This window comes from Polyangium jinanense (assembly GCF_028435365.1).
In genome coordinates this window covers 26,528-38,641 of sequence record NZ_JAGTJJ010000085.1, presented here as the reverse complement: position 1 = coordinate 38,641, position 12,114 = coordinate 26,528, and the positions used below count along the sequence as shown (strand labels likewise).

Sequence of the window (12,114 nt, the reverse complement as noted above, 5' to 3'; positions counted from 1 at the left end):
GAGCACCTTGACGGCCACCAGCTCGCCGGAAAGGCGATCGTGCGCCCGGAAGACCGAGCCCATTCCCCCCGAGCCGGCGACCCGCTCGATCACGAATCGATCGTCGATGATGTCCCCTGCCCGCATGCGCCTCCTTCGGCGCACAGGAACCTAAGGCCACACGAACCACGATCGAATCCCCCAAAGCGTGTCCTCGCGGAGTCGGTCAGGATTCGGGCCCGGCTTTCGACCGGCGCGCCTCCCGGGCGCGCGCGGCTTCCACCCAGGCGCGGGCCTCGCCGTCGTCCGCACCGAACGTCGCCTGGAAACTGTGTTCCCCGTTGAAGAGCGCCAAGGCCTTCAAGAACAGCCCCATCACCACGCGCATCTGGAAGCTCGCACCGAGGAGGGCGACCCCCGCGATTCGTCGGGTCCGCGGATCCATGGCCACCACCTTGCGCACGCGGGCCGCCGGCGTCTCGAACCTCGCCGTGTCGGCGATCACGAAGTAGCGCCTCCCGTCGGGCATCCACCGCTCCGCCTGCGTGTAAAGCGCATCGAACGCCTCCAGGGTCGGCGCGCCGTCCCAGCGTACGCAGACGAGATCGGGGGGCTCGAAATGCGCGCGAAGGGGGCCGATCTCCAGGATGCGTGCTCGTTCGACGTCCGCCATGATCCGTGAGCGCCGAGCTTCGCACACCCGCCCCTCTCGTGACGAGGGCCAGGGTGCGAATTTCGCCAGGAACTCCGGCTTTCACGGGGAGCGCCGTCCTCGACCCCCCCGGCGTCGACGAACCATGGTACTGCATTCGAACCACGATCCGAATCCCCAGGGAGGCGCAACATGCGCGAACCGTACCCGCCTCGCGAGCCCTACGAATCCGGCATGCTCGACGTCGGCGATGGCCAGTCGATCCATTGGGAAATTTCTGGCAACCCGAACGGGAAGGCCGCGGTCGCCCTCCATGGCGGGCCGGGGGGAGGCAGCAGTCCGGGCCGGCGTCGCTGGTTCGATCCCGACCGCTACCGGCTCGTCCAGTTCGACCAGCGGGGCTGCGGCCGGAGCACGCCCCACGCCGGCGATTTCTCGACCGACCTATCGGCGAACACGACCCACCACCTGATCGCGGACATCGAGCGGCTCCGCGAGCACCTCGGGATCGAGCGCTGGCTCGTCTGGGGCGCATCGTGGGGCGTCACGCTCGGGCTCGCCTATGCCGAGCGTTATCCCGAGCGGGTCTCCGAGATGATTCTTCTCTCGATCGCGCTGACCCGCCGGGCCGACGTCCGGTGGTTCAGCCACGATGTCGGGCGATACTTTCCAGAGGAATGGGCCCGCTTCCGGGCCGGCGTTCCGGAGGCCGATCGCGATGGCGACCTGGTCGCGGCCTACGACAGGCTCCTGAACGAGCACCCGGACCCGGCAGTCCGGCGGAAGGCAGCCCGCGATTGGGTCGCCTGGGAGGATGCGTTGCTGTCGCTCGAAGAGGGGTACGTCTCGCCCCATCCACGCTGGGCCGACGAACGGTACATGATCGCCTTCGCCCGCCTGGTGACGCACTACTTTTCACATGCCGCGTGGCTCGAGGAGGATGAGCTCGTCCGAAATGCATCACGGCTGGCAGGGATTCCGGGCGTCCTCCTCCACGGCCGGCTCGACCTTGCCGGGCCGGCGGACGTTGCCTTTCAGCTCGCCCAAGCATGGCCAGGCGCAGAGCTTCACTTCGTGCCCGGCGGGCATACGGGCGACGCGGAGATGAGTCGTCTTCACCTCGAGGCGACCGATCGCTTTGCGGGCACTAACGGCAATCCGTGAACACCTCGCGCAGGAGCACCTCGCCGAGCTTCTCGTGCCCCTTCGGCCCGAAATGCAGCCCGTCCTTGAAGGGCGCGGCATAGTCGGGGCAAAGCAGGTTCAGATTGCCGCACGAGAGTAGCGCGAACGCGTCGACCACGTGATCGACCTCGCCCGCGGCCTTGCGCGCCCGGATCCAATCGTTCACCTGCGCCGTGGCCGCCGCGCGCTTGTCGTTCCAGTATTTGGAAAAACCACCCCAGGGCGCGACGGTCAGCGCGACGACCTGCATCTTGCGTCCCTTCGCGAGGGCATACATGCCGGCGAGGTCGGCCTGGATGAGCTTGGGCGTGCGGAAGGCCGTCTCGTCGCTGTAGAGATCGTTCACGCCGCCGAAGACGATGACATGCGTGTAGGCCGGTTTGTCCGAAGGCGGAGGCTCGCCGAGCACGTCCCGCGCGAAACGGCGGTGCATCTGGTTCACCATCTGTCCGCCGACGCCGTAATTGTCGAATCGGCTCTCGGGGCAATGTGCGCGCAGGTAATCGAGGAACTTGCCGCCGTGGGAGCGGGCATCCGTGAGGGAATCGCCCATGGCCGCGACGACGTAGGCGCGGCGAGAATCGGGCGGCGGCGCGGGAGCGGCTGCGGCCACGGGCGCCCTTTCCGCGCTGGGCGAAGTCTTCGGATTCGAGGCGCTCTCCGCGCAGCCGAAGCAGGCGAGTGCAGCGAAGACGAACAGCGAGGCAGGGCGGAGGCGGCGCATGGAATCGCCTTCTTATCACGGCCCCAGCGCGATCGAGCCGCGGCGCCTCGATCGTCAACGAATCGACTCTGATCGACGCACCTACCACCCTCCGTAACGTCACCCAGACAAGGCCAAAATCCTGCTAGCGGGGCCCGCCCGACTTGCTGTACCAAGGACGCTGGCACCCGGCCGAGAGAGACGAGGGAGGAAGAAGATGCGACCGATCAAGTGGACATTTTCGATGATGATCTCCCTCGGGCTCGCGCTCGGCGTCGCGGCCTGCGGAGGTGGGCAAACGCCCCCTCCCGCGCCCCCGTCGCAGCCGCAAGCCAAGGCCACGCCGCCCGTGGCGACCGCCGCCACGCCGCCCAAGCCCACGCCCACGGCCGCGCCGACGACGGCCACGAACGTCGAGCCGCCGGTCGGCAAGTACACGACCGAGGTCGTCGTTCACCAGGCGGAGATTCACGGCAAAGTCAAGTCGAAGGCGGGCAAGAAGTTGCTCATCGAGCCGCTCGTGGCGACAAGCCAAACCGTCCCGCAGAAGGGCAACAAGGCCGAGGTTTTCCGCGTCGTCGGCAAGGACGGCGCCGAGAGCGACTGGCTGCTCGTCGCCGAAGGCGAGGTCGGCGAGACCTGGGCCCAGGGCAAGAACCTCGAGGTCACCGTGCACGACGAGAAGGACGCCCCCCTCGACGGCAAGAAGGCCTTCCATTTCGCCCCAGGGACGATGGTTCGATTGCGCTGGCAATGGTAGACGCGCCGCCCCGTCGGCTCGGTTGACGTCCCCGCTCGCGCCCCCCCATAATCCGCGCCCCCGAACCCCCCTACGACGCCTGGGGCTACCCAAGGAGATCACACGTGTCGCATCCCCCGCTCACGCACCTGTCCGAGGAAGAGAAGCTCTTCCGCGACTCGGTGCTCGATTTCGCGAAGAAGCGCGTCGCGCCGCTCGTCAGCGAGATGGACGAGAAAGGCGCGCTCGACCCCGCGCTCCTGCCGCCCCTCTTCGAGCTCGGCCTGATGGGCGTCGAGATCCCCGAGAACTACGGCGGAGCCGGTTCAAGCTTCTTCAACGCGATCCTCGCCGTCGAGGCGCTCGCCGTCGTCGACCCGAGCGTGAGCGTGCTCGTGGACGTGCAAAACACGCTCGTCGCGAACGCGCTCCTCCGCTGGGCAAACGACGCCCAGAAGGAGAAGTACCTGCCCCGTCTCTGCAAGGACTGGGTGGGCTCGTACGCGCTGAGCGAAGCCGGCAGCGGCTCCGATGCGTTCGCCCTCCAGGCCCGCGCGACGCAGAAGGACGGTCGCTGGGTGCTGAACGGTCGCAAGCTCTGGATCACGAACGCGAACGAGAGCTCGCTCTTCCTGGTGCTCGCGAACGTGGACCCCAGCAAGGGCTACCGCGGCATCACGGCGTTCCTCGTGGAGCGCAGCTTCCCCGGCTTCTCCGTGGGCAAGAAGGAGAACAAGCTCGGCATCCGCGCGTCGAGCACGTGCGAGCTCATCCTCGAAGACTGCGAGGTGCCCGCAGAGAACGTGCTCGGCGAGGTGGGCAAGGGCTACAAGATCGCGATCGAGACGCTGAACGAGGGCCGCATCGGCATCGGCGCGCAGATGATCGGGCTGTCGCAAGGCGCGTTCGATCAAGCGATGCGGTACATGGGCGAGCGCAAGCAGTTCGGTCAGTCGATCGCAAGCTTCCAGGGGATGCAGTTCCAGTACGCCCGCGTCGCGACGGAGATCGAGGCCGCACGTCTCATGGTCTACAACGCCGCGCGGCTGAAGGACGCAGGGCTGCCGTTCGTGAAGGAAGCAGCGATGGCAAAGCTGTTCGCATCGGAGGTCGCCGAGCGCACGGCATCGCTCTGCGTGGAGTTCTTCGGCGGCGTGGGCTTCACGAAGGAGTACCCCGCAGAGAAGTTCTACCGCGACGCAAAGATCGGGAAGATCTACGAGGGTACGTCGAACATGCAGCTCGCCACGATCGCGAAGCTTCTGCAGAGCGAGTACGAGGTGAAGGGATGACCGTCTGCCCCCGCTGCGGCGCGCGAGCGACCTACGTGGGGGTCTTGACGGTGGAGTGCGCGACGCGGGGCTGCCCAAACTTCCGGGAGCCCCCGCCCGCTCCCCCCGCGGCCACGTCCTCAGCGAAGGACGCCCCCACGACCGAACCCCGCACAGAAAAATCCCCCGAGGACGAGGAGCTGCTCGCCTCGATGCTCGAAGGCGGGTTTTTCTAAGAGGAAGCGCCTCGCCGGGGTTTCACCCCGGGCCCGACCAGGGGCTGTCCGCCCCTGGACCCGGACCAGCGCAAGCGCTGGACCTTTGGTGGAAGAACTGCGCGGTGCGCAGTTCTTCCAACGGTGCCACGCCCGTCGAGACGTCAGCACTGCTGTCTCGGTTGGCAACTTGCTCGCCGGTCTTGACCGGGCCTGTGCGATGAACTGCGCACCGCGCAGTTCATCGTCCTGGGTCCAGCCCCTGGCTGGTCCAGGTCCAGGGGCGGACAGCCCCTGGTGGGGCCTGGGGCAACGCCCCAGCGCGGCGGTTCAGCCTTGCAACTGCTTGATCGGCGGCGAGAACCGCGACGTCACCCACCGCGCGATCCGCGGGAACCAGAGTGCCACGCCGTACGAGCGCGGGTACACGATTCGGGCCTTCTTCCGCTCGACGGCCCGCACCACGAGCCGCGCGAGCTCGTCTGCCGTTCCGACGGGCGAGAGCTTCGACGTGAGCGTGGGCTCGTACTTCTCGTAGCCCTTGCGCCCCATGTCCGTGTCGACCGGCCCCGGATACACCGTGACCACGTGCACGCCCGTGCCGCGCAGCTCGCCCCGCAGGCCCTCCGAGGCATTCGCCAGCGCGCCCTTCGAGGCATTGTAATAATACATGCCCGGCATGGGCGTGATCGCCGCCATCGAGGCGATGTCGACGATCGCCCCGTTGCGCCGCGCGATCATGCCCGGCAAGACTGCGCGCGTGAGGCGCAGCGGCGTGAGGACGTTCAGGCGCAGGAGCATCTCGCCTGCGTCGACGGCGGCGAGCTCTGTCGGCTCGATGTTCTGCACGCCCGCGTTGTTCACGAGCACGTCGATGGGACCGAGCTCCTTCTCGGCTGGCGCGATCCAGTCCGTCGCGCGCTCTGGCAGGGACAGGTCGGCCTGGTGGAGGAAGGCCCGGCCCGAGAGCTCGCGCGCGATGGCGTCGAGCCGATCCTTGCGCCGCGCGACGAGCGAGAGGACCGCGCCCTTCGCGGCGAACGCGCGCGCCAAGGCCTCCCCGATGCCGACGGACGCACCCGTGATGGCGACGTGCATGGCGACGCCTTACTACGAGTGTGCTTCGGATGCACGGCTGGGCCTCATCTGGGGGCCGCTGCGCCGGGGCTCTGCCCCGGGCCCCGCGGGGGCTGTTCGCCCCTCGACCCGAACCAGGGCAAGCCCTGGACTCGGGGTGGAAGAACTGCGCAACGCGCAGTTCTTCCAACAGGCCGGGTGGCAAGATTAGAGACAGCGTTGCCAGTCGAATGGGCAGCGCGGCTGTCTCGGTTGGCAGGGTCGCTACGAGTCTTGATTCGGCCTGTTCGATGAACTGCGCATCGCGCAGTTCATCGACAAACGGTCCAGCGCTTGCGCTGGTCCGGGTCGAGGGGCGGACAGCCCCCGCGGGGGCTGGGGCAGAGCCCCAGCGAGGCGGCTTCACTACGCCATGATCGTGACCATGCGGAAAATCGGCGCCGCGAGCGCCTCGTCGCCGCGCACGACGGCCTCGGCCCGCGCCTTCGTGGGGTCCTTGCCCTTCGTCCAGAGCCGCCACGCGTCGTCCGCGTCGAGCTCCACCGTCGTCTGCGCCGGCGTCTCCCGCGCGGTCACGAGCTCCCACCGGTCCGCGGCGCGCACGAGCTGCCACGTGCCGCCCGCTTCGCCCGTGATCACGATATCGACCCCGGCGCCGTCCGCAGCCGGGACATCACGATAGGCGTGCGGGGCGCCTCGCAGGAAGGCGTCGATCACCGGGTGCATGTAGCGCCGCTCCTTCAGGGCGGGCTTGCCCACGGCGTCGCGGATCTGCTGCTGGTGATGCCATTTCTCCGTGTACTCGCGGGCCACGTCGAACCAGTTCTGCGACCACTCCTCGCCCGCCCATGCCACGCTGAAGATCGCCGGGCCCTCGGGATCGAGACCCTCGAAGAGCACGGCGACCTCCTCGTCGGCGCGGCGGAGCATGTCCACGAGCATGCGCGGCGAGAGCCTGCGCGCCGCCACCATCCACTCGGTGTTGAGCCGCTGGATGAACTCCACCATCGCCTCGAACGAGCGGATCTCGGGCGCCGGGATGACGTGCCCGTCCCGCTGGAACGAGAGGCGCCGGAGAGAGCCATCGAGCAGGTGCGCCGCGAGGTCCTTCACGTCCCGCGTCGCGTGGACCGTCGGCTTGTTCCAGTCGTCTGAACCGAGCGAACCGAGCAGGTCGTGGAGGGCCGCGGAGACGTCGCGGAAGAGGTGCGCGGTGGGGATGGGGGGCAGAGGCGTCACGCGGCGACTCTACCCCGCTTCCCGTGGAAAAACTATTGCCGGCAGCAGCGGAAGCCGATGTTCGGAAGGAGTGTGCCCTCGGCCGCGCGGGCCGGAAGCTCCATGGTGCAGGCGAGGCCGAGCGCCGGAGAAATGTACGAACCGCCGTGAAGCTGGAAGATGCGGTTCGGCGCGGCCGCGACGTTCGTCTGGGTGCGCGTCCATTCGGTCACGTTGCCCGAGAGATCCCGCGGTCCGGCGCCCGAAACACACGCCGCGAGGCTCCCCGTCGGGACGGCCGCGCCCATGGCCGCGGGGTTGTCCACGCCGAGGCAAGCCATCGCGTTGTACGTCGCGCCGTACGGATACAACATGCTCGCGGGACCGCGGCAGGCCGCTTCGAGCTCGGCGGCGGAGCACAGGCGGAAGCCCGGCCCGCGCGCCGCGCATGCGGCCTCGGCCTCGGCGAACGAGCCGCCCGTCCAGGGCAACACCGAGGACTTGCTGCACGCCACGGATTCGAGGATGCCGGCCGCCTGCATGCTCGCGTCGGGCCGCGAGGCCTCGTAACGATCCACGAAGGCGGGCGGGTTCGATCCGGGAATCGGATCCATGTCGAAGGCCGAGGGATCGAGCTCTTCGTCGACGAACCCGTCGCAATCGTCGTCGACGCCGTTGCAGAGCTCGGCCGTCGGCGGCGACGCGTTGGGCAGGACCGAGAGATCGCAGGTCGTCGTGGCCGGGTTCTGCGGATCGCAGACGACCACGCCGACGTCGACGCACTTGCCGAGTCCGCCGTCGTCGCAGGCCGAGCCGAGCTCCTGGAACCACTCGTCGACGCTGCCGTCGCAGTTGCCGTCGACGCCGTCGCAGCGGGTCTCCGTGATGCGCACGAAGCCGGAGACGACCTCGACCTCGGGCGGATACACACACGACCAGCCCGCTGCGCCGTTGCAGACGACCATCGTCCCCTCGCAGGGTGTCCCGGCCGTCACGGTGCAGAGGTTCGAGGGCGCGGCGAGATCCGGATCGGCCGAATCGACCTTGCCGTCGCAATCGTCGTCGATGCCGTTGCATTGCTCGGGGCCGAGCACCGGCACCGGGCAGGCGTACTCGCAGCCGTTTTTCGGGTCCCCATCGACGTCGTACGAGCCGGCGACGCAGGTGTCGACGACGCAGACGCCCTGCTCGCAGCGCGGGAACGCGCTCGGCAGGAGGCATTTGTTGCCGCACGCGCCGCAGTTGTCGACGTCGTTCAGGAGGTCGGCATCGCAGGGCGGGCCGCCGCCGACCTGCGAAAAACCGCCGAACCCGATTCCACCTTCGCCGCCCTCGCCGCCCACGCCGCCCATGCCGCCGGAGGCGCCGCTGCCCGAGGGCTCCGTGCCGCAGGAGAAGCAAAATGCGTCGTCCACGCAGCCGCTCCCGAGCAGGACGGCGAACATCCCCGGCAGCAAGGCCGCGAAGACCCCGAGCCGCATCGTTCGTCCCGTGTTCATGCCGCCTCCTTGCGCGACGCGCGCGCGCCGCGGCGACGACCGAGGCCCATGCATGCGAGGGCGACGAGCCCCGCGATCACGGCCGGGTTCTGCCGCTCGTCGGCCACGACGCCGCAGGTGCAACCGCCGCCGCCCGTGGCCAATCCGTACGCGTCGTCGTTCGACGCGCCGGCGCTGCCGGTGGTGGTGGTCGTGGAACCCCCGCCGACGCCGCCATCGCCGCCATTGCCACCGTCGCCGCCTGCGCCGCCCGCGCCACCCATACCGCCGTCGGGCGCGTTCACGCAGATGCCGTCCACGCAGACTTGGCCCGGGTTGCAGTTCACATCATCGCACGTCGCCTTGAGGCAATACCCGTCGTCGTTGCACGACAGGCCCGGCGGGCACGGGAATTCACCGCCCGTGCAGGGGATCGCGCATTGCGCCTCGATGCATTTGCTGTCGCCGGGGCAGGGCGCCATGTTGTCAGACGCGCCGTCGCAGTCCTCGTCGAGCCCGTTGCAGAGCTCTTCCTTCGGACCGACGAAGCCCACGCACACGGGCATGGCGTTGATGCAGAGCATGGTGCCGAGCTGGCAAGGGCTCTGGTCATTCGGCGCCATGAGCTCGCCGCAGGGAACGCCGAAGATCGTCGGCTGGTTCGTCGAGACGTCCGGCTCCTCGTCGATGTTGAAATCGCAGTCGTTGTCGACGCCGTCGCAGACCTCGGGCGACGGGATGCAGCTCGGGCAATCGAGCGGCAGGCCCGCGGCGTCCTCGTCGACGAGGCCGTCACAATCGTCGTCCATGCTGTTGCAGACCTCGGCCGTGGGCATTGCGCCCGGATCCGTGATGCCGCACTCGGTGCCCGAGCCGTCGGCCTTGCAGACGTAGGTGCCGACGCCGAGACAGGCGCCGATCTCGCCGTCCGTGCAGGGCTGACCCTTCTCGGGGAAATCCTCGTCGATGAGGTTGTCGCAATCGTCGTCGAGGCCGTTGCAGAGCTCGAACTTCTGGTTCTGCCCGATGATCTGCGCGAGCGCGTTCGCGAGCTCGCTCTTCGACGACACGAAAAACGCCTGGCCCGTGCCGCCGGCGGCCGCGATCTGGTTGAGCTGCGTCTGCTCGCTCGGGAGCACGGAGAAGCCGATCACGTAGGTCGGGACGGGCTTTCCGTTGATGCCCGCGAGCAGCGCCGCCGCGGCGGCCTGGGGGTTGCCCTGGCAGCTCTCGGCGCCGTCCGTGAGCAGAATCGCGGCATACGAGCGGCACGCCGCGGCGCTGTCGCAGGTGACGACGGGCGTGAGGTAATCGTGCGTCGCCTGGAGCGCGCCGGCGAGCGGCGTCGGACCCGAGCCGCGCACCTCGCAGTTGCCCATGGAGCAGTGGTTGCCTTCCAGGGTGGTCGCGTCGAACATCGCGTCCGCGTCCTCGACGCCGTCGAGCCATTTCAAATACCGGCCGACGGGCTGGTTGAACCCGACGAGGAACTGCGCGCCGCGCCGCGGAGGACCGCAGGATCCGGCGTAGTTGATGCAGTCCGAGGTCGGGGTCATCTCCATCGCCTCTTGCGGCCAGCCGATCGGGATGTTGCCCGTGAACGTCGCATTGTTCGGGTACCCCGCGCCCGGATAGAGCTGCGAGAGGACGCACTGGTTGTCCGGGTACACCGAGGGGTACGGCGGCGGGAGGTTGTCCGAGGGATCGTCGTACGAGCAGCAGCTCTGCGCGCACTCGAAGTTCGCCGCCGACTGGCAGCTCCGGTTCACGCCGACGTCCTGGTAATACCGGGCGAGCGCATAATCGCTCTCCGGGAAGGCGCTGAGCACCTGCGTGAGCGCCTGCTTCGCGATGAACAGGCGCGAATTGTTACCCGCCGTCGTGTCGGGATCACTGCCCGTGTCGACGCCCGGAAAATCCACTGAGCCGTCGCCGAACGTGGGGTTGCCCGCGAGGTCGTTCAGCATCGAACCCGACGTGTCGAGCACGAGCGCGAAGCGCGGGCGCGCATCCGACGCCGGCACGAGGCACTGCGCGGGGTCGTAGTCGCAGATCTGCGGGACGCCGCCGACGCACGCCTGGACCATCGACCCGTCCGGGCAGGGGATCACGCCGAGGTCCTCGTCGACCATGCCGTCGAAATCGTTGTCCCAGCCGTCGCAGATCTCGCCGACGTAGGCGCTGTCGATCTGGAGCTCGCCCGCGCCGCCGCCCGCCTCGCCGGCGCAGATCGGGCAGATGCCGCCGTTGGCGCCGCGCACGTCGAAGATCGCCTGCGGGTGGATGGTGCCGAGGCGCGACTGCACGTTGATGATGCCTCCGCCGCCGCCGCCCGCGCAATCGTCGCAGGTGCCGTTGTTCTGCGTCGCGCGGCACTCGACCTCGTTGTCGATCGGGTCGATCGGCGTGCACTGGTTCGACGCGTTGGCGCAGACCATGCCGAGATCGCCGCCGAGGTTCTTGCACGTCTGCCCGAGGAGCGTGTTGCATTGCGCGTTCGAGGTGCAAGGCGTGCAGTTGCAGGGACTGCAGCGGCCCGCCTGGCAGGTTTGTCCGGCGCCGCAGTCGGCGTTCACCGTGCAAGGCAGGCATTTCGGCTGCGAGTCGCCGCCGCGGCCGCCGTGGGCGCTGATGCGCGCGCTGCTCTGCACGTTCACCTGGTCGCCGATGATCAGGATCGATCCGCCCGCGCCGCCGCCCGCCGAGTCGTTGCCAACGGCGCAGCCGCGATGCCCGTCGGCGCTGATCCCGCCGGCGATGTCGATCACGCCGTTCTGGGCCGCCGTCGCCGCGAAGAGCACGATCCGCCCGCCGCCGCGCCCTGCGCGCAGCCCCGCCTCGTAGCCGTCGCGACACCCCTTGTCCCCGCCGGCCGCGCCGAACTCGACCTCGTAGATGCTGTGCCGGTACGGCAGGCCCGCGACCGTGGGGAACCCGTCGCCCGCGCCGTTCGCGCTGTTCGTCGTGCCGTAACAGACGGCCTTGTTCGGATCGTTCGCCGCGACGCAGGAGCTACCGTTTGCCGCGAGGTTTCCGCAGTCCTCCTCCCACTCCTGCGGGAACTCGCACGCCGTCGCGGATCCCATGATCTGGCAGTCCTTCGTGCCGCGCCCGCCCTGCCCGAAATGCGCGCCGCCGCCGCCGGAATCGAGCACCGAGCAGCCGCCGCGTCCGCCGGCGAGGGGCGACATCGCGGGTCCCTCGCCGTCGTTGCAGAGCAAGCCTCGATAACCCGTGCCCTTCGCGATGATCCGCGAGGTCGCGTCGATGGTGATCTGGTTGGCTTTGAGGACGAGGTTGCCGGTGGTGGTCTTGTTCGTCCCGTCGTAGGGCGTGACGCAGACGAGGGCGCCCTTGGTCAAGGACACGACGCCGAACGTCTTTTCACCGCCGTAACGACAGGCGACGTTCTGCGCGGGGGTCGCGTTGACCTGGCAGAGTCGATCCACGGGCGTGCCGCCGTCGGGGCACACTGCGGGCCCGGCGACGCTGCCATCGAGGATCAGGTCCGCGGCGTAGGCACGCGGGCCGAGGAGGAGGAGAACGGCGAGCACCGTGAAGGCGCACGCGAAGGCGCGAAAGCGTAACATGCCAGCA

General features: G+C 68.8%; 10 protein-coding genes. 4 read left to right on the top strand and 6 right to left on the bottom strand.

Features of this window, described 5'->3' with window-relative positions; all coding sequences use genetic code 11:
• Nucleotides 1-205 precede the first annotated feature (205 nt).
• Nucleotides 206-652, bottom strand: a complete 447-nt coding sequence (locus KEG57_RS50830) for a hypothetical protein (protein ID WP_272428087.1) — start codon at nt 650-652, stop codon at nt 206-208.
• Between the two features lie 171 nt (nt 653-823).
• On the opposite strand from KEG57_RS50830, the gene pip reads away from it, so the two are divergent.
• Nucleotides 824-1,795, top strand: a complete 972-nt coding sequence (gene pip, locus KEG57_RS50825) for a prolyl aminopeptidase (protein ID WP_272428088.1) — start codon at nt 824-826, stop codon at nt 1,793-1,795.
• On the opposite strand, the gene KEG57_RS50820 is transcribed toward pip, so the two are convergent.
• Nucleotides 1,779-2,540 carry an SGNH/GDSL hydrolase family protein gene (locus tag KEG57_RS50820; RefSeq protein ID WP_272428089.1) on the bottom strand — a complete coding sequence of 254 codons (762 nt, stop codon included), beginning with the start codon at nt 2,538-2,540 and terminating at the stop codon, nt 1,779-1,781. The genes pip and KEG57_RS50820 overlap by 17 nt on opposite strands.
• Nucleotides 2,541-2,736: 196 nt before the next feature.
• Between KEG57_RS50820 and KEG57_RS50815 the strand changes: the two genes are divergently transcribed.
• The 3 genes from KEG57_RS50815 to KEG57_RS50805 all read left to right on the top strand — a co-directional run bounded on the left by KEG57_RS50815 (nt 2,737) and on the right by KEG57_RS50805 (nt 4,765).
• Nucleotides 2,737-3,279 (top strand): hypothetical protein, encoded by a 543-nt coding sequence (locus tag KEG57_RS50815; RefSeq protein ID WP_272428090.1) that lies wholly within the window; start codon nt 2,737-2,739, stop codon nt 3,277-3,279.
• A 104-nt stretch (nt 3,280-3,383) separates the two neighbouring features.
• Nucleotides 3,384-4,550, top strand: a complete 1,167-nt coding sequence (locus tag KEG57_RS50810; RefSeq protein ID WP_272428091.1) for an acyl-CoA dehydrogenase — start codon at nt 3,384-3,386, stop codon at nt 4,548-4,550.
• Complete coding sequence (locus KEG57_RS50805) at nt 4,547-4,765, top strand: hypothetical protein (RefSeq protein WP_272428092.1); 219 nt, start codon at nt 4,547-4,549, stop codon at nt 4,763-4,765. The genes KEG57_RS50810 and KEG57_RS50805 overlap by 4 nt, the downstream gene beginning before the upstream one ends.
• A gap of 309 nt (nt 4,766-5,074) precedes the next feature.
• Here the strand turns inward: KEG57_RS50805 and KEG57_RS50800 are convergent, their stop codons facing one another.
• The 4 genes from KEG57_RS50800 to KEG57_RS50785 form a co-directional block, all read right to left on the bottom strand.
• Nucleotides 5,075-5,842 (bottom strand): SDR family NAD(P)-dependent oxidoreductase, encoded by a 768-nt coding sequence (locus KEG57_RS50800; protein ID WP_272428093.1) that lies wholly within the window; start codon nt 5,840-5,842, stop codon nt 5,075-5,077.
• A 384-nt stretch (nt 5,843-6,226) separates the two neighbouring features.
• A complete protein-coding gene (locus KEG57_RS50795) occupies nt 6,227-7,060 on the bottom strand; it encodes a maleylpyruvate isomerase N-terminal domain-containing protein (RefSeq protein WP_272428094.1) in 834 nt (277 codons plus the stop codon).
• A 32-nt stretch (nt 7,061-7,092) separates the two neighbouring features.
• The gene (locus KEG57_RS50790; protein WP_272428095.1) at nt 7,093-8,538 is read right to left on the bottom strand and encodes an SUMF1/EgtB/PvdO family nonheme iron enzyme; all 1,446 of its coding nucleotides are present in this window, start codon (nt 8,536-8,538) and stop codon (nt 7,093-7,095) included.
• On the bottom strand, nt 8,535-12,107 hold the full coding sequence (locus tag KEG57_RS50785) for a MopE-related protein (RefSeq protein WP_272459942.1): 3,573 nt from the start codon (nt 12,105-12,107) through the stop codon (nt 8,535-8,537). Before KEG57_RS50785 ends, KEG57_RS50790 begins: the two co-directional genes overlap by 4 nt.
• Nucleotides 12,108-12,114 lie beyond the last annotated feature (7 nt).